This window comes from Streptomyces boninensis (genome assembly GCF_048572725.1).
GTDB lineage: Bacteria > Actinomycetota > Actinomycetes > Streptomycetales > Streptomycetaceae > Streptomyces > Streptomyces boninensis.
In genome coordinates this window covers 2,488,540-2,506,549 of sequence record NZ_CP183837.1, presented here as the reverse complement: position 1 = coordinate 2,506,549, position 18,010 = coordinate 2,488,540, and the positions used below count along the sequence as shown (strand labels likewise).

General features: G+C 71.3%; 19 protein-coding genes and 1 pseudogene. 9 read left to right on the top strand and 11 right to left on the bottom strand.

The window, feature by feature from the left end; translation table 11 throughout:
* Nucleotides 1-67 precede the first annotated feature (67 nt).
* Together ACNNMR_RS11235 and ACNNMR_RS11230 are read left to right on the top strand one after the other, a co-directional pair.
* On the top strand, nucleotides 68-799 hold the full coding sequence (locus tag ACNNMR_RS11235; RefSeq protein ID WP_419994417.1) for a DUF2382 domain-containing protein: 732 nt from the start codon (nucleotides 68-70) through the stop codon (nucleotides 797-799).
* 195 nt (nucleotides 800-994) lie between these two features.
* A complete protein-coding gene (locus ACNNMR_RS11230; RefSeq protein WP_419994416.1) occupies nucleotides 995-1,741 on the top strand; it encodes a DUF2382 domain-containing protein in 747 nt (248 codons plus the stop codon).
* Nucleotides 1,742-1,838: 97 nt separating this feature from the next.
* Here the strand turns inward: ACNNMR_RS11230 and ACNNMR_RS11225 are convergent, their stop codons facing one another.
* Nucleotides 1,839-2,810, bottom strand: coding sequence for a Ku protein (locus ACNNMR_RS11225; RefSeq protein WP_419994415.1), 972 nt, complete (start codon nucleotides 2,808-2,810; stop codon nucleotides 1,839-1,841).
* A 32-nt stretch (nucleotides 2,811-2,842) separates the two neighbouring features.
* Between ACNNMR_RS11225 and ligD (ACNNMR_RS11220) the strand changes: the two genes are divergently transcribed.
* Nucleotides 2,843-3,730 carry a non-homologous end-joining DNA ligase gene (ligD, locus tag ACNNMR_RS11220; RefSeq protein ID WP_419994414.1) on the top strand — a complete coding sequence of 296 codons (888 nt, stop codon included), beginning with the start codon at nucleotides 2,843-2,845 and terminating at the stop codon, nucleotides 3,728-3,730.
* Between the two features lie 38 nt (nucleotides 3,731-3,768).
* Nucleotides 3,769-3,969, top strand: a complete 201-nt coding sequence (locus ACNNMR_RS11215) for a hypothetical protein (RefSeq protein WP_419994413.1) — start codon at nucleotides 3,769-3,771, stop codon at nucleotides 3,967-3,969.
* 7 nt (nucleotides 3,970-3,976) lie between these two features.
* On the opposite strand, the gene ligD (ACNNMR_RS11210) is transcribed toward ACNNMR_RS11215, so the two are convergent.
* From ligD (ACNNMR_RS11210) to ACNNMR_RS11195, 4 genes are read right to left on the bottom strand one after another with little or no spacing between them, the layout of a single operon-like run.
* On the bottom strand, nucleotides 3,977-4,963 hold the full coding sequence (gene ligD, locus ACNNMR_RS11210) for a non-homologous end-joining DNA ligase (protein ID WP_419994412.1): 987 nt from the start codon (nucleotides 4,961-4,963) through the stop codon (nucleotides 3,977-3,979).
* 11 nt (nucleotides 4,964-4,974) lie between these two features.
* Nucleotides 4,975-5,340, bottom strand: a complete 366-nt coding sequence (locus tag ACNNMR_RS11205) for a group I truncated hemoglobin (RefSeq protein WP_419994411.1) — start codon at nucleotides 5,338-5,340, stop codon at nucleotides 4,975-4,977.
* Between the two features lie 34 nt (nucleotides 5,341-5,374).
* A complete protein-coding gene (locus ACNNMR_RS11200; protein ID WP_419994410.1) occupies nucleotides 5,375-6,151 on the bottom strand; it encodes an SDR family oxidoreductase in 777 nt (258 codons plus the stop codon).
* 52 nt (nucleotides 6,152-6,203) lie between these two features.
* Entirely contained in the window at nucleotides 6,204-7,097 is an 894-nt protein-coding gene (locus ACNNMR_RS11195; protein WP_419994409.1) for a DUF4429 domain-containing protein, read from the bottom strand.
* A gap of 142 nt (nucleotides 7,098-7,239) precedes the next feature.
* Between ACNNMR_RS11195 and ACNNMR_RS11190 the strand changes: the two genes are divergently transcribed.
* The 3 genes from ACNNMR_RS11190 to ACNNMR_RS11180 all read left to right on the top strand — a co-directional run bounded on the left by ACNNMR_RS11190 (nucleotide 7,240) and on the right by ACNNMR_RS11180 (nucleotide 11,287).
* On the top strand, nucleotides 7,240-8,859 hold the full coding sequence (locus ACNNMR_RS11190; RefSeq protein WP_419994408.1) for an alkaline phosphatase D family protein: 1,620 nt from the start codon (nucleotides 7,240-7,242) through the stop codon (nucleotides 8,857-8,859).
* A gap of 36 nt (nucleotides 8,860-8,895) precedes the next feature.
* Nucleotides 8,896-10,176, top strand: a complete 1,281-nt coding sequence (locus ACNNMR_RS11185) for a Bcr/CflA family multidrug efflux MFS transporter (RefSeq protein WP_419994407.1) — start codon at nucleotides 8,896-8,898, stop codon at nucleotides 10,174-10,176.
* A 76-nt stretch (nucleotides 10,177-10,252) separates the two neighbouring features.
* Nucleotides 10,253-11,287, top strand: coding sequence for a small ribosomal subunit Rsm22 family protein (locus ACNNMR_RS11180; protein ID WP_419994406.1), 1,035 nt, complete (start codon nucleotides 10,253-10,255; stop codon nucleotides 11,285-11,287).
* On the opposite strand, the pseudogene ddaH reads toward ACNNMR_RS11180, so the two are convergent.
* Together ddaH and ACNNMR_RS11170 are read right to left on the bottom strand one after the other, a co-directional pair.
* Nucleotides 11,238-12,098 (bottom strand): annotated as a pseudogene (ddaH, locus tag ACNNMR_RS11175) (dimethylargininase); the annotation flags it as partial. The gene ACNNMR_RS11180 and the pseudogene ddaH sit on opposite strands and share 50 nt — an antisense overlap.
* A 96-nt stretch (nucleotides 12,099-12,194) precedes the next feature.
* A complete protein-coding gene (locus tag ACNNMR_RS11170; RefSeq protein ID WP_419994405.1) occupies nucleotides 12,195-12,362 on the bottom strand; it encodes a DUF6243 family protein in 168 nt (55 codons plus the stop codon).
* 101 nt (nucleotides 12,363-12,463) lie between these two features.
* On the opposite strand from ACNNMR_RS11170, the gene ACNNMR_RS11165 reads away from it, so the two are divergent.
* Entirely contained in the window at nucleotides 12,464-13,069 is a 606-nt protein-coding gene (locus tag ACNNMR_RS11165; protein ID WP_419994404.1) for a TetR/AcrR family transcriptional regulator, read from the top strand.
* 36 nt (nucleotides 13,070-13,105) lie between these two features.
* Here ACNNMR_RS11165 and ACNNMR_RS11160 read toward each other — a convergent pair whose 3' ends face one another.
* Nucleotides 13,106-13,924: a glycerophosphodiester phosphodiesterase gene (locus ACNNMR_RS11160; protein WP_419994403.1), complete on the bottom strand. Its 819-nt coding sequence runs from the start codon at nucleotides 13,922-13,924 to the stop codon at nucleotides 13,106-13,108.
* A 164-nt stretch (nucleotides 13,925-14,088) separates the two neighbouring features.
* On the opposite strand from ACNNMR_RS11160, the gene ACNNMR_RS11155 reads away from it, so the two are divergent.
* Nucleotides 14,089-14,835: a bifunctional DNA primase/polymerase gene (locus ACNNMR_RS11155; RefSeq protein ID WP_419994402.1), complete on the top strand. Its 747-nt coding sequence runs from the start codon at nucleotides 14,089-14,091 to the stop codon at nucleotides 14,833-14,835.
* A gap of 79 nt (nucleotides 14,836-14,914) precedes the next feature.
* Here ACNNMR_RS11155 and ACNNMR_RS11150 read toward each other — a convergent pair whose 3' ends face one another.
* Genes ACNNMR_RS11150 through efeB form a run of 3 tightly spaced genes read right to left on the bottom strand, consistent with a single transcriptional unit; the run spans nucleotide 14,915 to nucleotide 18,010 of the window.
* On the bottom strand, nucleotides 14,915-15,817 hold the full coding sequence (locus ACNNMR_RS11150; protein ID WP_420000328.1) for a hypothetical protein: 903 nt from the start codon (nucleotides 15,815-15,817) through the stop codon (nucleotides 14,915-14,917).
* Entirely contained in the window at nucleotides 15,774-16,715 is a 942-nt protein-coding gene (gene efeU / locus ACNNMR_RS11145; protein WP_419994401.1) for an iron uptake transporter permease EfeU, read from the bottom strand. The genes ACNNMR_RS11150 and efeU overlap by 44 nt, the downstream gene beginning before the upstream one ends.
* Complete coding sequence (gene efeB / locus ACNNMR_RS11140) at nucleotides 16,715-18,010, bottom strand: iron uptake transporter deferrochelatase/peroxidase subunit (protein ID WP_419994400.1); 1,296 nt, start codon at nucleotides 18,008-18,010, stop codon at nucleotides 16,715-16,717. Before efeB ends, efeU begins: the two co-directional genes overlap by 1 nt.

The window sequence follows — 18,010 nt, the reverse complement described above, 5'->3', positions numbered from 1 at the left end:
GCCGCACCTGTTCCGAGGGTGCAGGCGGAGCCAAAGCATTCCCTGGACCTACCCAGCTGGAGGAACAGTGCAGACCGACAAGTCGAACATGAAGGGCGGCAGCGGCCGCGCCGAGCGGGCCGCCGCCGAGGCGAGCGAGCAGGCGCGGTCGCAGGCGGACAACACCGTGAAGGTGACCGGTCCGGAGTGGGGCGAGCAGGCCGCCTCCAGGGACGCGCGCGCCCCGCAGTACGCCCGCCAGGCGCCGGTCGAGGTGACCTTGTACGAGGAGTCCCTCGAGGCCGACCCGCAGCTGCGCCAGGTCGAGCTCGGCAAGGCCCAGCTCAAGACCAAGGTGACCAGCGAGCGCCGCTCCGTATCGATGCCGGTGACGCGCGAGCACGCGAACTTCCACCGGGAGCCGGTCAGCCGCGGCGACCTGGTCGAGGGCCGCGCCACCTTCGACATGGGCGAGAACGTCCAGGAGGTCGTGCTGCACGGCACCGACGTCTCCGGCGCCGTCCACCGCACCGCCGCCCCGTACGAGCGGGTCGTCCTTGAGGTCACCCCGCAGACCAGCCACGTGACGGTCGAGGCCGACTGCCGCCGGCAGGAGTGCGAGGTCGTCGAGCCGCAGATCGCCGACGCCCAGGCGAACATCCAGGTGGACGACCGCCACTACACGGCCCGCGAGGCCCGCGGCACGCAGCGCCAGTTCGCGGCGTCGTCCGGCTCCGCCAAGGCGAGCTTCTCCGAGGCCGAGGCCGACGATGACGACGACCGCGGCACCCGCGACAGCAAGGGCCGCTTCACTGGCTGAGCCAGCGCGCAAAAGGCCCGTACCCCCTTGTTGGGTACGGGCCTTCGCCGTTCGGCGGCGGCGCTCTGACCAGGGGATTACGCCTTCCGGTCGACACCCGAACGGCGGAGGGGTTTGATGGGGTAAGTGGGCTTTGTCCGGGTTCTCCGGCGAAGCCGCGTCTATCCCTGGATTCCGGATCCAGCGGGAGGAACAGTGCAGACGGACAAGAACACCAGCAGGGGTGGTAGTGGCAAGGCCGCGAACGCGGCCCGTGCGGCCGCGCAGAGCGGCGGCATGGGCAACGAGCGCTCGGCGGCCCAGTCGGCCGCGAGCGCTGCGGACCAGGCCACTGACCGCTTCCAGGAGTCGAACCGTTTCCAGGACTCGAACCGTCGCGAGCGCATCGTCGCTTACGAGGAGCAGCTCGAGGTCGAGGCCGGCCAGAAGCGCGTGCCCCTGGGCCAGGCTTCCGTGTCGGTCCGCGTCTCCGAGCACCCCGAGCGGTTCCGGGTCGAGCGCAGCCACGACGAGGCCGTCATCAGCCGGGTGAACATCGGCGATGTCGAGCCCGGCGACCGGCACGAGTTCGTTGAGCGCAGCATCCAGGTCCCGCTCGAGGGCCAGGACTCGAACGTCGTGGTGCACAAGAAGGCGGTGCCCTATGAGGCCGTCGAGCTCGGCTCCCGCTCCGTCACGGAGACGCAGGAGTACGAGACCCGGCTGCGCCGCGAGGAGCTCGTCGAGAACGTCCCGCAGGTAGCCAACGGCGGCATCCAGGTGTCGGAGGTCGAGGAGGGCTTCCGCGAGCGCGGCCGCCGCGATGCCCGCGAGGGCATGGCGGGCGAGACCCGCGAGGGCATGTTCGAGCGGGCCGCCGACGCGGTGCGCGGCGACGCCGATGACGTCCGGGCCCGTGCCGATGACATCGGCGAGGGCAAGGGCAAGGGCAGCTGGTTCTGAGAGACCGCACGCAGCCCTGACGAAAAAGGCAGAGAACGAGGCCCGCGCGAAGAGCGCGGGCCTCGTGTTTGGCCGGGTGCCGGTGTCGGGTGCCGGGTCAGGCGGCCTTCTTCTCGGCCGCGGTCTTCTTGGCCGCGGTCTTCTTGGTCGTCGTCTTCTTGGCCGTGGTCGTCTTCGCCGCCGTCGTCTTCGCGGCCGTCTTGCCGGCGGTCGTGGTCTTCTTTGCGGGCGCCGCCTTCTTTGCGGCCGCCTTCTTCGCCGGGGCCTTCTTCGCGGGCTTCTTGTCCTCGCCCCGGGAGGACTTCGCCGCGGCCACGCTCGCCTCCAGGGCCGCCATCAGATCGATGACCTTGCCGGGCTTCTCCGCCGGCTCCTCGGGCGCCTCGGGCGGGGCCTCGCCCTCCTTGGTCGCGACGAGCGCCTCCACCGCCTCGCGGTACTCGTCCGTGAAGTCCGCCGGGTCGTAGCCGCCGAGCGCGTCCATGAAGGAGTCGACCATCTCGAGCTCCTGCTTGCGCACCGTCACCTTGTTGTCCGGCGCGATGCCCTTCGCCGCCCGGACCTCGTCCGGCCACAGCATCGTGTGCAGCACCAGCACATCGTCGTGGACCCGCAGCAGCGCCGGCGCCTCCCGGCTGCGCAGTGCCACCTTCACCACCGCCACCCGGCCCGAGCGCTCCAGCGCCTCCCTGAGCAGCACATACGGCTTCGCCGCCGACGCGTCCGCCGCCTTGATGTAGTACGGGCGGGCGAACTGGATCGGGTCAAAGGTCTCCGACTCCACAAAGCCGACCACGTCGATGATCTTCTTGCTCGGGAGCGGCAGATCCGCCAGCTCGTCGGCCGTCAGCGTGACGAGATGGCCGTCGGCCGTCTCGTACGCCTTGGTGATGTCGGAGTACGGGACTTCCTTGTCCTCGATCTCGCAGATCCGCCGGTAGCGGATGCGCCCGCCGTCCTTGGCGTGCACCTGCTTGAACGACACGCCGCGCTCCTCGGTCGCCGAGAAGAGCTGGACCGGGATGGAGACCAGGCCGAAGGAAATCGCACCTTTCCAGATAGATTTCATCCGATATGTCCTCTCGCGGAGGAGTCCAGCGTATGCCAGTCGCAGAGGTCGATGGCCGCCAGGTCAAGCTCAGCAACCTCGACAAGGTGCTCTATCCGGAGCCCGGCTTCACCAAGGGCGAGGTGCTGCACTACTACACCCACATCGCCCCCTATCTGCTGCCTCACGTGCAGGGCCGCCCCGCTTCCTTCCTCCGCTTCCCGGAGGGCGTCGAGGGCCAGCGCTTCTTCGCGAAGAACATTCCGCCCGGCGCGCCTGAATGGGTGAGGACCACCGACGTGCCGACCAGCAGCGGCACCACCCACCACGTCCTCGTGGACGACCTCTCCACCCTCCTGTGGGCGGTGAACCTCGCCGCCATCGAGATCCACGTCCCGCAGTGGCGGGCCGCGGAGCCCGGCGTCGCCGACCGGATCGTCTTCGACCTCGACCCGGGCCCGCCGGCCACCGTCGTGGAGTGCTGCCAGGTGGCGCTGCTCGTACGGGAGGCGCTCCAGGAGGACGGGCTCGACGCCTGGGCCAAGACGTCGGGGTCGAAGGGGCTGCACCTGTACGTGCCGCTGGCCGGGGCGCCGTCGAAGGACGCCAGCGCGTACGCCAAGGCCCTTGCCGTACGGCTGGAGCAGGAGCACCCGGAGCTCGTGCTGCACCAGATGACGCGGAAGCTGCGGCCCGGCAAGGTCTTCCTGGACTGGAGCCAGAACGCGAAGGCGAAGACGACGGTGGCGCCGTACGTCATCAGGGCGCGCCCGGAGCCCACCGTGTCCACGCCCGTGACCTGGGATGAGGTGGCCGGATGTGCGGCGCCGGAGGAGTTCGTGTTCCTGCCCGACGAGGTGCGGGAGCGGGTCGCTGACCAGGGAGATCTGCTCTCGCCGCTGCTCGAATCAGCATTCGATCTGCCCGGAATGCCGGATTAGTCCATTCGTGTCATGGTGGGAGTCGTAGGAGGGTGATCATGAGCAAGCACCACAAGCACGACTCGAACCGGCACCGCGAAGGCGGCAACCCCGCCTTCCAGGAGGCGATGGAGGCGCGCAACACCAAGTACGAGGCCTCGCAGCGCGCCAAGGGCATGTCCTCGCACTTCGACTCCAAGTCGCACAGCAGCAGGACCAACCCGCAGGGTCAGCGGAGGTCCGCACAGAAGGACCGCTGACAGCGGTCTAGATTCCTCCGGTGTCCGGCGCGGGCTTGTCCGTACGCAGCCCGCGCCACACCGGATGCCGCAGCTTCCCCGCCGAGGTCCACTCCGCGTACGCCACCTCGCCGGGCAGCTCAGGCTCCACCCAGTGCACGTCCGCGCTCCTGACGTGCCGGTCGGCCACGGGCCCGTTGAACGGGCTCGTTTCGCGTTCCAGCCCGTCCAGCAGCTCCTGCAGCGCCTCGAGTGCGTGCTCGCTGAAGCCCGTACCGACGCTGCCCGCATAGCGCAGCCCGTCCGGGCCCGGGATGCCGACGAGCAGCGCGCCCAGCGTGCCGCGGCGGCGGCCCTCGCCCTGGGTCCAGCCGCCGATGAGGACCTCCTGGGTCCGGACATTCTTGATCTTCAGCCAGGCGTCGCTGCGCCGGCCCGGCAGATATGCCGAGGTCAGCCGCTTGGCGACGAGGCCCTCCAGGCCGTGCTCCTGGGTCAGCTCCAGCGCCTGCGCGCCATGGCCCTCCCAGTACGGCGGGGTGGACCAGCGCGGGCCGTGGATGCCCAGGCCTTCGAGGCGGGTGCGGCGCTCCTCGTACGGCTCGCGCGTCGTGTCGCGGCCCGCGAGATGCATGATGTCGAAGGCCATGAAGTCGACCGGCGTCTCGGTGGACAGCCGCTCGATCACCGCCGCCTTGGTGAGGTTCATGCGGCGCTGCAGGTCCGCGAAGGACGGGCGGCCGTCGGGGCCGAGCGCGACGATCTCGCCGTCCAGGACGCACGGGGTGGCGGCGAGGGCTTCGCCCAGCGGCGCCAGCTCCGGGTATTGGGCGCTGACGTCGTTGTCGTTCCGGGTGAGCAGGGTCAGCGAGCCGTCGCCGGGTACGTACGCGACGGCCCGCACCCCGTCCCACTTCAGCTCGTACCCGAAGTGCGCATCGGCCTCGGCCGAGGGCAGGCTGCCGGACACGGCCAGCATGGGCTGGATGTGCGGCAGTCCGCCCAGGTCGCTCATACTTCGCGAGGCTAAGCCCCCTGGGCGATGTCCGCCTTCAGAGGGGCGAGGGCGTCGGCTATCTCCTTGATCGTCGCGGCGTCCACGCCGAGGGACTCCAGCGTCCCCGCCAGATGGCCGACCACCCGGTCGAAGTGCTCCGGGGTGATGCCGAGCTTGGCGTGGGCGGCCTCCATGCCGAGGCCCTCGTACGCCTCCGGGCCGCCCAGGGCGGCGCCGATGAAGTCGCGCTGGTGGGCCTTGAGCTTGTCGATCGGGACGCCGGTGAAGTAGCCGGTCAGCTCGGGGTCGGCGAGCACGCGGACGTAGAAGTCGTCGACGGCGGCGCCGACGGCCGGGGCGCCGCCGATGGTCTCGTAGAGGTTTGAGGGACTCATGGTGCAGGAGTATGGGTGTTCGACCGCTTTCTGCTCAACCCCGCCCGACAAGTGGCATGTTGGTGGCCATGACTGTCGCGAATTGAACGTTCGCCTCGAGCGGCAGCGCCGCCATGTGCAGTACCGTGCGGGCCACATCCGCGACGTCCATCACCGGCTCGATCGCCTTGCCGCCGTGCGCCTGGAGGATGCCCCGCTGCATCTTCTCGGTCATGTCGGTCGCCGCGTTGCCGATGTCGATCTGCCCGCAGGCGATCCGGTACGGGCGGCCGTCGAGCGACAGCGACTTCGTGAGGCCGGTCATCGCGTGCTTGGTCGCCGTGTACGCGACGCTGTGCGGGCGCGGGGCGTGGGCGGAGACCGAGCCGTTGTTGATGATGCGGCCGCCCTGCGGGTCCTGCGCCTTCATGAGGCGGAAGGCGGCCTGGGCGCAGAGGAAGGACCCGGTCAGGTTCGTGTCGACGACCGCGCGCCAGTCGTCGGCGTCGAGCTCGTCGACGGGGACGGCGGGGCCGAACATCCCGGCGTTGTTGAAGAGCAGGTCGATACGCCCGTGTCGCTCGCGCGCCGCCTCGAAGAGCGCCGCCACCGCGGCCGCGTCGGTTACGTCGGTCGGCACCGCGGTGACCGCGCTGCCGTTGCCAGCCAGCTCCGCCGTGCCGGCGAGTGGCGCCTTGCGGCGGCCCGCGAGCACCACATTCCACCCGGCGTCGGCGAGGGTGAGCGCGACGGCCCGCCCGATCCCGGACCCGGCTCCGGTGACGACGGCGGTCCTGGGCGTGGCTGCTTGCGGCTCTTCGTGGCTGGTCATAAGCGCAGGCTAGCGCGGGCGCGGCGGACTCCCGCCGCGGCCCGTACGCCGGTCACTCCTGGTCGGCCGCCAGCCGGCCGAGGATGGCCCGCTTGGCGGCGGCGAACTCCTCCTCGTCCAGCACGCCCTCCCGCCGCAGCTCGCCGAGCTCGCGCAGCCGGCGGAGTATCGCGTCGTGGTCGGCGGCCGGGGCCGCCGCCTTCTCCAGGGCGGGCGGGGGCGGCGGCACGGCGTCCTCGACGGCCGCCGGGTGCGGGAGCCGGGCGACGACCGCGGCGGCGAGCAGCGCGGTCGCGCCGGACTCGCGCTGGAAGCCCCACAGGGCGAGGCAGTTGGGGTCGTGGTCCGGCTTCACGTGCGTGCGCATGCCGTGCGGATTGAAGCGCAGCGCGCCGACGCCGAGGCCGCCGGCCGGGCTCCACTCGACGCCGGCGAGGTCATCGAGCTTGAACGCCCGGTCGCCCGCGTGCTTCTTGCTCTCCTCGACGACCCAGTTCCACTCCAGCCGTACGGTCTCGCCGTCGAAGGTCGCCGTGCCGTCCATGCCGCCCGCGGTCAGCGGGACCGCGGGCCCGGCGACCACAAAGCGGTCGAGGGGGCCGTCCGGCACCTGCTCCAATAGCAGCGCATTGCGGACCTCGTCGGCGAAGTACTCCGCGACGCCGGTCCGGTTGCCGTCCACCTTCACCTGGTACGGGCTCGCCACGTCGGGCAGCGCCCCGCCGGTCGCCAGCTGCAGCGGACAGGCGCCGTCGCGCAGCCGCAGCCGCAGGCGGCCGCCCTTCTTCCCCGCCTCGTACGCGATCCCCGCCACCGCTTCGAGGGGCACCGCCACCTCGCCGAGCAGCTTGCGCAGCTTGTGCACCCCGCGGTCGGTCCCGGGCACGATCCGGACAGTGTCCCCGTCGAAAGTCCAGGTCCCGTCCTTGCCGATCAGCTCCGCCATGTCACGGAGTCTATGCGGGCGGTGGCGGTGATGGGCTGAATGCCCCCTAGCGTCCCGATCCCGACGCCGAACTCACCCGCCCGTCATGTCTGTGTTGTGTACGTGACAGGGACTAGACCACTCGCGGCACTCAACTGCGGGCATGACACATTTGCCGCACGATTCCGAACTGCGCGCTGCCGCCTCCCGGTTGAGCCGCCGTCGCTTCGTCACCGTCGCCTCCGCGGCCGCCACGCTCGCCTTCGCCACCAACCTGCCGCAGGCGCACGCCGCCGAGGGCGACCCGAAGACGATCAAGGACGACCCGTTCACGCTGGGCGTCGCCTCCGGCGACCCGCACTCCGACGGCGTCGTGCTGTGGACCAGGCTGGCCCCGAAGCCGTATGAGACCGGCGGCGGGCTGCCCGCCACGGCCTTCCCGGTGGCCTGGGAGATCGCCCACGACGAGGGCTTCCGCCGGATCGCCCGCCGCGGAGTGACGCTCGCGCACCCGGAGTTCAACCACACCGTGCACGTGGAGGCGGCCGGCCTCGCCGCCGACCGCCGCTACTTTTACCGTTTCAGGGCCGGCCGTCACATCAGCCCGGCCGGCCGCACCCGTACGGCACCCGCGGCCGGCGCCCGCAACGGCGCGCTGCGCTTCGGCATCGTCTCCTGCCAGGCGTACCACGACGGCTACTTCACGGCGTACAAGCACCTCGCCGCCGAGGACCTGGCCTGCGTCTTCCACCTCGGCGACTACCTCTACGAATACGCCGTCAATTCGACCGGCGGCGCCCGCAATTACACCGACCGCGTGCTGCCCGACGTCTTCAACCGCGAGACGGTCGGCCTGGACGACTACCGCCTCCGCTACGCCCTGTACAAGTCCGACGAGGACCTCAGGGCCGCCCACGCCGCGCACGCCTTCATGCCCACCTGGGACGACCACGAGACCGAGAACAACTACGCGGGCGACCAGGACGAGAACGGCAACCCGCCGGAGGGCTTCCTCGCCCGCCGCGCCGCCGCCTACCGCGCGTACTGGGAGCACCAGCCGCTGCGCCGCCCGCAGCGCCCCTCCGGGCCCGACATGCGGCTCTACCGGCGCCTGCGGTACGGCACCCTGGCCCAGTTCGACATCCTCGACACCCGCCAGTACCGCAGCGACCAGGCGTACGGCGACGGCTGGGACGCGCCGGGCCCGGAGTCCACGGACCCCTCCCGCACCATGACGGGCGCCTCGCAGGAGCGCTGGCTGCTCGACGGCTGGCGGCGCTCGCGCGCCCGCTGGAACATCGTCCCGCAGCAGGTCACCTTCTCCCAGCGGCGCGACCGCTCGACGGACGACTACAAGGTGAGCATGGACTCCTGGGACGGCTACCCGGCGTCGCGGGAGCGGCTGCTCGCGGGCTTCGAGTCGTCGGGTGCGGAGAACCTGATGCTGCTCACCGGCGACGTGCACGTGAACTACGCCTTCGACATCAAGAAGGACTGGGCCGACCAGGGCTCCAAGACGCTCGGCACGGAGTTCGTCACGACGTCCATCAGCAGCGGCAAGGACGGCGCCGACAAGCCGCCGACCTGGGACGCGTACATGCAGGCCAACCCGCACATGAAGTTCTTCAACGGCCGCCGCGGCTACGTCACCATCGCCCTCGACCGCGACAAGGCGCGGGCCGACTACCGCACCCTGGACCGGGTCACCACACCCGGCGGCTCGATCGGCACGGCGGCCTCCTTCGTCACGGAGGCGGGGGATCCGGGCCTGAAGCCCGCATGAGATTCTGGGGTCTCCAACGTCGCATGAGAGGCCCCCATGTCGGAGAGCGGTCATAGCCGCACAGAATCCATAACTGAAACGACTCACATCAGCAGCCCGGCGCCAGGACCCACCCGACGCGCCGGGCTTCTGACCGTCCTGCTGCTGGGCGGTCTGACGGCGATGCCACCGCTGTCGATGGACATGTACCTCCCCGCGCTGCCCGATGCGGCCGCGGACCTGGGAAGTTCAGCAGCGGGCATCCAGCTCACCCTCACCACCTGCCTCGCCGGGCTTGCCCTCGGCCAGCTGGTGGTCGGCCCGATGAGCGACCGCTGGGGCCGCCGCCGCCCGCTGCTGGCGGGCATGGTGATCTACATCTTCGCGACGGCCGCCTGCGCCCTCGCGCCCACGTCCGGCGCGCTGACCGGCTTCCGGCTGATCCAGGGCCTGGCCGGCGCCGCCGGGGTGGTGATCGCGCGGGCCGTGGTCCGCGACATGTTCGACGGCCTCGCGATGGCCCGCTTCTTCTCGACGCTGATGCTGGTGTCGGGCGCCGCCCCGATCGTCGCGCCAGTGGTCGGCGGCCAGGTGCTGCAGCTGACCGACTGGCGCGGCATCTTCTGGGTCCTGACGGTGGTCGGCGCGCTGCTCACCCTCGTCGTCGCCCGCTGGCTCCCGGAAACCCTGGAGCCCTCCCGCCGCCACACCGGCGGCTTCACCGCAACCCTGCGCACGCTCCGCGACCTGCTCGCCGACCGTAAATTCACCGGCTACCTGATCGCCGGCTCCTTCGCCTTCGCCGCCCTCTTCGCGTACGTCTCGGCCTCGGCCTTCGTGATCCAGGAGCTGTACGGCGCCTCGGCGCAGACGTACAGCCTCCTCTTCGGCCTCAACGCGGTCGGCATGGTCGCGGTCGGCCAGCTCAACGGCCGCGTGCTGGTAGGCCGCGTAAGCCTCGACGCAGCCCTGGGCGCGGGCCTGGCGGTGGTGCTGGCGGCCTCGACGGCCCTGCTCCTGATGGCGACGGGCGCCTTCGGCGAGGTCGGCCTGGCGCCGATCGCGGCGGGCCTGTTCGTCATGATGTCGGCAATGGCCCTGGTCCTCCCGAACGCCAACACCCAGGCCCTGCTACGTACCCCACACGCGGCAGGCTCGGCGTCGGCGCTGCTGGGCACGTCGTTCTTCCTGGTGGGCGCGATCGCGTCACCGCTGGTCGGGGTCGCGGGGGAGCGGACGGCGGTGCCGATGGCGGTGGTGCAGGTGAGCTGCGCGGTGCTGGCGGTTCTGGCCTTTGTGACGCTGTGCCGACCGAAATCAAGCCCGCCCGGCGCTTGAGGGCAAGCGCCGCAGGCGCGACAGCCACGGCGGGCCAGGACCAATCGGCGCAGGCAAGGCGACTACGCTCGCCACCGTGACAAGGACGGAAGACGCCCTCCGCGACAGCCTGGGCGACGTACTGACGGGCCTGCCCGAACGGCAAGCACAACGGGCGGTGGAACGCCTCATCGAGGCGTATCGCGGTGACACCCCAACCACCGCCCCCGTACTCCGCGACCACGCCGACGTCGCGGCGTACGCCGCCTACCGCATGCCCGCCACCTTCCAGGCCGTACGGGCCGCCCTAGGCGGCCTCCGCGAGGCGGCCCCGGCCTGGTCCCCGGCCAGCCACGCCGACATCGGCGGCGGCACCGGCGCGGCGGTATGGGCGGCCGAGGACGCCTGGCCCGGCGGCGACCGCAGCACCACCGTGCTGGACTGGGCCGAGCCCGCCCTCGCCATCGGCAAGGAGCTGGCCTCAGCAGCCGCAGCCGACGCCCCCGCGCTGGCCGCCGCCGACTGGTGCCATCAGGTCATCGGCGAGGACCTGCAGCTGCGCGCCGCCGACCTGGTCACCGTCTCGTACGTCCTCGGCGAGCTCACCGCCCCCGCCCGCCAGGCCGTGCTGACCGCCGCCGCCGGAAGCGCCCAGGGCGCGGTGGTGGTCGTCGAGCCGGGCACGCCCGAGGGATACCTCCGGATCATGGAGGCCCGCGACATCCTCATCGAGGCCGGCTACACCGTCGCCGCCCCCTGCCCGCACAGCGGCGCCTGCCCCATCGAGACCGGCGCCGACTGGTGCCACTTCGCGGCGCGGGTGCAGCGCTCCTCCCTCCACCGGAGGGTGAAGGGAGGGGAGCTCGGCTACGAGGACGAGAAGTTCTCGTACGTCGCCGCGGTACGCCCGGCCGCCGTGCCGGACTGCGTGCCCGCCGCCAACCGCGTCGTGCGGCATCCGCTCGTACGAAAAGGCCTGGTCATGCTCGACCTGTGCACGGCGGAGCAGACCCTGGAGCGGCGCAACGTCAGCAAGCGGCTGGGGCCCGTCTACCGGCAGGCGCGGGACGCGAGCTGGGGCGCTAGCTGGAATCCGCCGGGGGAGCCGGGGGCTCCGGAGGACGCCCTCTGAGCTCCTGCGTGCAGCACTTCACGCTGCCGCCGCCCTTGAGCAGCTCGGTCAGATCCATGGCGATGGGCTCGTAGCCACGCGCCCGCAGCGGCGTGAAGAGACCCGCCGCGGCCTGCGGCAGCAGCACGTGCCGGCCGTCGCTGACCGCGTTGAGGCCGAAGGCCTCCGCGTCCTCGCGGGTGGCGATGAGCGCGTCGGGGAAGAGCGCGGCGAGAACCGACCGGCTGCCTGGAGAGAAGGCGTCCGGGAAGTACATGACGTCGGGCACCGGCCCGTCATCCAGGACGCACAGCGCCGTATCCAGGTGGTAGTAACGCGGGTCGACCAGGTCGAGCCCGATCGCCGGGCGGCCGAAGAACTCCTGCGCCTCGGCGTGCGAGTCCGGGCTGGAGCGGAAGCCGCGCCCGGCCAGCAGATACGGGCCCGCGACCGTGAAGTCGCCCTCGCCCTCGTTGACGTGCTGCGGCAGGCCGATGTCCGTAAAGCCGTGGGCGCGGAACCAGCGGCGCTGGGCGGCCGACTCGGCCGCGCGCTGCGGATAGGCGAAGCGGGCGCTGAAGACGCGGCCGCCGATGACGGTGGCGCCATTGGCGGCGAAGACCATGTCGGGCAGGCCGGGCTCCGGGTCGAGGAGCTCGACCTCATGGCCGAGGGAGAGGTACATGCGGCGCAGGTCGTCCCACTGGGCGTGGGCGAGCTGCGGGTCCACGGGCTTGGCCGGGTCCATCCAGGGGTTGATGGAGTAGCTGATCGCGAAGTGCGCCGGTGGGCACATCAGATAGCGGCGCGGCGAGGCAGTGCGCAATGAGGGCTCCTCACGCTGGGACCAGGCGTACGGATCGCGTACGCGTGTATGTCCACATGGTGGGGCGCGAGGAGCCCTTGCGCACGGCTCAACACCGGAGGTTCACCCCGTACGGCCCTGCTGCAACTTCCGCAGTAGCTCGCGTTTCTGGGCCATCGGGTCATTGCCCGCACCGGTACGTCCTGCCTGGCCGCCGCGCAGGTCCTTGCGGGAGAGCTTGGCGCGGGTGCCGCCGACGCCGAGCATGTTTCCGGCACGTCCCTTGGACATGGTGGGTTCCTTTCCGTCGGGTGAAGCGAGACGGTTCGTCTCGCGTTGTTATCGAGTGTGCGACGAGACGGACCGTCTTGTCAAAGGGTATTCTTGGGCGCATGCCTGCCACCGCCGCCCGTAAGCCCGACGCCAGCCGCCGCAGTGAGCGCTCCCGGCGCGCCATCCTCGAGGCCGCCCTCGACCAGGTCGGCGAGACCGGCTACGAGAAGCTGACCATCGAGGGCATCGCCGCCCGCGCCGGCGTCGGCAAACAGACGATCTACCGCTGGTGGCCGTCCAAGGCCGCGGTGCTCCTGGACGCCTTCACGGCGGTCAGCGAGGAGGCCGCGCAGGGCGAGCACTCCCTCCCGGACACGGGCGACCTGGAGGCGGACCTCAAGGAGGTCGTGCGCGCCACCGTCGACGAGCTCAACCGCGACGTCTACGACCGCCCCGCCCGCGCGCTGGCCGCCGCGGCGGTCACGGACCCGGCGCTGGCCGAGGAGTTCAACCGGCGGGTGCTCGGCCCGCAGCTGGAGCTGTACGTCGACCGCTTCACCGCCGCCCGCGCGGCCGGCCACATCGGCCCCGACGTCGACGTGCGGGTGGCCACGGACCTGCTGGTCGGGCCGCTGGCCCACCGCTGGCTGCTGCGCACGCTGCCGATGGACCACGCGTACGCGGACCGGGTGGTCGAGCTGGCGCTGCGCGGGATCGCGACATGACGGGGCCGCGAGGCCAAGCGGCCTCGGGGAGGCCGCCTAGCCCATCGGCGTACGGGAAAGCAGCCCCGGTGCATCCGTCTCGAAGCCGTCGCAGCCATACCGGGCGGCCCGGTCCCGGGCGCTCACCGTATTGACCGTATGAGCCCACACCCGGCCCGCGCCCGCCTTCGCGAACTTCCGCAGGTCCTGCGGCCGCGCCCGGTGATCGACGTCGAACACGTCCACGAAGCCGCGCCACCGCTTCGGGTGGTCGTGGCGCATTTGCTTCTTCGAGCGCCACAGCTGCGAGAGCAGGCCCAGCTGGTGCACCCGGCGGGCCGCGGCGGGGGAGTTGGTGTTCACGTACACGGACCGGGTCAGGCCGCGCCGCTCCAGTTCGGCCGCGATCCGCGGGATGCTCGCCGGGTCCTTGGCCTCCATGGTGAGCACGGCTTTTCCGCCGAACTCCCGCAGCACCTGCGCCACCGTCGGCGCCGGCTCCGGGCGGAAGCGGGCGCGCAGCGACGAGTCGGGCTGCAGCCGGACCTTCTTCCACTGGGCGGCGGTGAGGTTGCGCACCGGCCCCGACAGGTTCGTGGTCCGGTCGAGAGTCGCGTCGTGGATCACAACTAGAGTGCCGTCGCGCAACATTCGGGTGTCAAAGTCCAGCACATGTGCCCGTCCGTCGCGGTAGCTGGCGCGGAGGGCCGACATGCTGTTCTCCGGCGCCTCCAGGGCCCCGCCGCGATGTGCCGTATAGACGATTCCGGGCAGCTCGGCGGCGGACGTGACGCGTCCGGCGGCATCGGCACCGGGTGCCAGCGCGGCGGTGGTGGCAAGGGTGGTTAATCCCGCTACCACATAGGTTGTGAGCATAAAGACCAGATTAAGGTGAGTCGTCTCCTGTTTCATGCCGATGACCTACGCATCACCCGTCAGGATTGCCCGGTAACCGGCGAAGCGACGTCCCGCGGCGTGGGAGCATGGCACTGCGAGCCCCGGGGACGGGGGCTGCGGGGGCCGATGTGGTGAGGGGATACATGGCACAGGGCAAGGGGCGCGCGCGTTGGTTCCCGCAGTGGCTGCAGCGCGGGTCCACCCGCTCGGCCGCGGACGCGACGGCCGCCGATCTCGCCGCCGCCCGCCGCAGCGAGCTGGTGCTCGCCGCCGCCGGGGCGGGCCTGCCGCTGGCCCCTGCCGCGCATCCCGAGGGCTATGGCTGCTCCTGTGACCGCGTCGGCTGTCCCACCCCTGGCCGCCATCCCGTCTCGTTCGCCTGGGGGACCCAGGCGAGCACCGACCCGCAGCGCATCGAGCGCTGGCTGGCCGCGCAGCCCGAGGCGAATTTCATCACCGCTACGGGCCGTAACCACGACGTCCTCGACGTGCCCCTGGAGGCCGGACGGCAGGCGCTCGAGCAGCTGGAGGCGGCCGGCGTCGCCGTCGGACCCGTGGCGCAGGCCGGGGAGTCGCCGCTGACCGGGCGGATGCTGTTCTTCACCACCACCCGCGGCACCCCCGAGGACGAGGACGAGTGGTGGCCGTGCGAGCTGGACTGCCACCCCGAGACCATGGACGAGCACCCGGGCCTGCGCTGGCACTGCCGCGGCTCGTACGCCCTGGTGCCCCCGGCGCGGCTGCCCGGCGGCGAGACGGTGGAGTGGGTGCGCGGGCCCGAGCTGCCGCTGCCGGACGCGCTGGCGCTGCTGGAGCGCCTCACGGACGCGTGCGCTGCCTACGTCGGCGACGAAGAGGGGTCGGAGCACGCAGCCTGGCCGCTGGGCTGAGCAGCGACGGCGGCCGCCGGAAACGTCCGGGCCCACCCGTCCCGCCATGCGGGACGCCTGCCCCCGAGTGACGGGGGGCTTACTCGCCCCGCGCTCCCACCAGGCCCTGGATCCGGTTGAGGAACTCCACGTTCCCCTTCTTGCCCTTCTTGGGCACCAGCACGGCCTGCTCCGAGACCCACTCCAGGGTCACCGACCGCTTGGCCTCGCCCGTCAGCAGCGCCTTCACCACGCCGTCGAGGCGGATCGTACGGCCCGGCGCCACCGTCTGCTTCGCGAAGTGCCGGGTGGAGAAGAAGGCCAGCGCACCGCCGTTCCGGGTGCGCAGCGCGTACGTCTCGAACTCCGTCGCCGGGGCGTCGCGGAACTGCGTCACATACCCCGGCTTCTTCGCCTGCGCCTTGCGCTGCTGCACCCACTCCGTGGTGTGCTGCCCCGGCGCGAAGCCCGGGTTCTTGCCGCCGGACTTCAGGTAGTTCACGTACGACGTGCCCAGGTCGCGCGCCGGCGTCGACAGCCGCTCCTCGGGGCCCGGCTCGACCGGCTGCACATAGCCGTCCTTGTCGCGGGCGAGCTCCGGCAGCTCACCGGGCTGCATCACCGACAGGTACGAGGCCTTCCACGGCTTGCCCTCGGCCTTCTTCTCGAAGATCACCAGCCAGCGGTTCTTGGTGGCGGGCGTCGGCCGGTTGGACTTGGCGTCGGCGACGAACCAGCGCGGCCAGCCCGCCTGCTTCGGGATCAGGTACTTCGGATCCGTCAGCTCCAGCGCGGTGTAGTCCGGGTTGCCGTTGGGGTTCTGCTTCTTGCGCGCCTTCAGGCCCGCCTGGTCGATGGCGCCCAGCGGGCCGGTCTCGATCTCCCGGTTCAGGTCGCGGTCCAGGGTGCGGTTCGCCTTGTTGTTGTCGTCGGCGAACTCCTCCAGGACGCGCGCGGCCTCAGCCTTCGTCGCCGCGGGCCGGAGCTTCGTCTCCCCGTGCACCGTGACGCACCCGCTCGCCGCCGCCGTCAGCAGGGCGCTCAGCAGCGCCGTCGCGAGAAGTCTGGGGTGGGACCTGGGGTGAGACATGGTTCGAAACCTTACCCGGGCGCAGGAACAGGAACAGCGTCGGGACGATATACAACAGCCACACCGCCACCTGCAGCCAGGTCGGGTCCGGCTGGAAGTTGAAGATGCCCTTCAGCAGCGTCCCGTACCAGCTGCCGGAGTCGAAGGTCGCGCTGATGTCGAAGGCCTTGCTGCTCAGGCCCGGCAGGAAGCGGGCCTCCTGCAGGTCGTGCATGCCGTACGCGAGCACGCCCGCGGCCACGACCACCAGCAGCGCGCCGGTCCAGGTGAAGAACTTCGCCAGATTGATCTTCAGCGCCCCGCGGTAGAACAGCCAGCCCATCGCCACCGCCGTGACGATGCCGGTCACCGCGCCGAGCATCGGCGTGGTCGAGCCCTCGGTGCTGGTGCGCACCGACGTCCACACGAAGAGCGAGGTCTCCATGCCCTCCCGGCCCACGGCCAGGAACGCGGTCAGCACCAGCGCGCCCTTGCCGATCGCCAGCGCGGCGTCCAGCTTGCCCTGCAGCTCGGCCTTGAGGTGGCGGGCCGTACGCTTCATCCAGAAGATCATCCAGGTGACGAGGCCGACCGCGACGATCGACAGCGAGCCGCCGAGCAGCTCGATCGCCTCGAAGGTCAGCTCGTTCTCGGTGAGCTGCAGCGCCGCCTGGAAGGCCACCGACAGCGCCACCGCGGCGCCGATGCCCAGCCACACCGGGCGGAGCGCGTCGCGACGCCCGGTCTTCACCAGGTAGGCGATCAGGATGCAGACGACCAGGCTGGCTTCGAGGCCCTCGCGCAGGCCGATCAGATAGTTTCCGGCAAACATCAGGAGAACAGCTCCCTGCCCCACCAGTCGCGCTTGTCGCGCACGCCCGGCGGGATGGCGAAGACGGCGGAACCGACGTGCTGGATGTACTCGTTGAGCGTGTCCTTGCGCGCCAGCGACTGCTGTACGGGCACAAAGCCGTCCCGTACGTCCCGCTGATAGGCGAGGAAGAACAGGCCCGCGTCCAGCCGCCCGAGCCCGTCGGTGCCGTCGGTGAACGAGTAGCCGCGGCGCAGCATCTGCGCGCCGTTGTTGGTGTCCGGGTGGGCGAGGCGCACATGGGCGTCCGGCAGCATCGCCTTGAGGTTGGGCTCGTCGCGCTCCTTCGTCTTGCCGAAGGGGGCACCCTCGCCCTTGTTGCGGCCGATGATGTCCTCTTGCTCCTTGAGCGAGGTCCGGTCCCAGGTCTCGATGTGCATGCGGATACGGCGGGCGACGAGGTACGAGCCGCCGGACATCCAGGCGGGGCCGTCCTTCTCCGGCACCCAGACGTGCTTGGCGAGGGCCTTGGCGTCCGTACCCGCGATATTCCGGGTGCCGTCCTTGAAGCCCATCATGTTGCGCGGCGTCTGGGCGTCCGGCGTCGTCGACGAGGTCTTGCCGAAGCCGAGCTGCGACCAGCGGACCGCCATCTTCCCGAAGGCGATGCGGGCCAGGTTGCGGATGGCGTGCACCGCCACCTGCGGGTCGTCGGCGCAGGCCTGGACGCAGATGTCGCCGCCGCTGCGGGCCTTGTCGAGGTTGTCGCCGGGGAAGGCGGGCAGGTCGATCAGCGCCTCGGGGCGGCGGTCATCCAGGCCGAAGCGGCCCTTCTTGAAGAGGCCGGGCCCGAAGCCGATGGTCAGCGTCAGCCGGGACGGCTTCAGCCCGAGCGCCTCGCCGGTGTCGTCCGGCGGCGCCTCCGCGAGCTTGCTCACCGCCCCCTCGCCGACGCTGCGGCCCGCGGTCATCCGCTCGGCGGCCCGCGTCCACTTCTTCAGTACGTCGATGAGCTCGGCGCGGTCCTCGGTGGTGACGTCGAACGCCGCGAAGTGCAGCCGGTCCTGCACCGCGGTGGCGATCCCGGCCTGATGGGCGCCGTGGAAGGGCACCGCGGCGGCGGCGCCGGCCACCGGCTCCGTACCGGAGTCACGGCCGGAGGAGACGGCGGCCGCCGCCCCGCCCGCCGCGGCGGCACCGAGCGCGAGCCCCGCGCCGCCCCAGCCGAGGACGGCGCGGCGGGAGGTGTGCTGCCGGTCGTCGGCGGGGATGTGCTGCTCGTCATCGACCGTGGCGTGCTGCTGGTCATCAGCCAT

Coding starts and splice junctions, on each gene's coding strand:
- ACNNMR_RS11225 (WP_419994415.1), bottom strand. CDS start 2,810: ATGAAATCTATCTGGAAAGGTGCGATTTCCTTCGGCCTGGTCTCCATC.
- ligD (WP_419994414.1), top strand. CDS start 2,843: ATGCCAGTCGCAGAGGTCGATGGCCGCCAGGTCAAGCTCAGCAACCTC.
- ACNNMR_RS11215 (WP_419994413.1), top strand. CDS start 3,769: ATGAGCAAGCACCACAAGCACGACTCGAACCGGCACCGCGAAGGCGGC.
- ligD (WP_419994412.1), bottom strand. CDS start 4,963: ATGAGCGACCTGGGCGGACTGCCGCACATCCAGCCCATGCTGGCCGTG.
- ACNNMR_RS11205 (WP_419994411.1), bottom strand. CDS start 5,340: ATGAGTCCCTCAAACCTCTACGAGACCATCGGCGGCGCCCCGGCCGTC.
- ACNNMR_RS11200 (WP_419994410.1), bottom strand. CDS start 6,151: ATGACCAGCCACGAAGAGCCGCAAGCAGCCACGCCCAGGACCGCCGTC.
- ACNNMR_RS11195 (WP_419994409.1), bottom strand. CDS start 7,097: ATGGCGGAGCTGATCGGCAAGGACGGGACCTGGACTTTCGACGGGGAC.
- ACNNMR_RS11190 (WP_419994408.1), top strand. CDS start 7,240: ATGACACATTTGCCGCACGATTCCGAACTGCGCGCTGCCGCCTCCCGG.
- ACNNMR_RS11185 (WP_419994407.1), top strand. CDS start 8,896: ATGTCGGAGAGCGGTCATAGCCGCACAGAATCCATAACTGAAACGACT.
- ACNNMR_RS11170 (WP_419994405.1), bottom strand. CDS start 12,362: ATGTCCAAGGGACGTGCCGGAAACATGCTCGGCGTCGGCGGCACCCGC.
- ACNNMR_RS11165 (WP_419994404.1), top strand. CDS start 12,464: ATGCCTGCCACCGCCGCCCGTAAGCCCGACGCCAGCCGCCGCAGTGAG.
- ACNNMR_RS11160 (WP_419994403.1), bottom strand. CDS start 13,924: ATGCTCACAACCTATGTGGTAGCGGGATTAACCACCCTTGCCACCACC.
- ACNNMR_RS11155 (WP_419994402.1), top strand. CDS start 14,089: ATGGCACAGGGCAAGGGGCGCGCGCGTTGGTTCCCGCAGTGGCTGCAG.
- efeU (WP_419994401.1), bottom strand. CDS start 16,715: ATGTTTGCCGGAAACTATCTGATCGGCCTGCGCGAGGGCCTCGAAGCC.
- efeB (WP_419994400.1), bottom strand. CDS start 18,010: ATGGCTGATGACCAGCAGCACGCCACGGTCGATGACGAGCAGCACATC.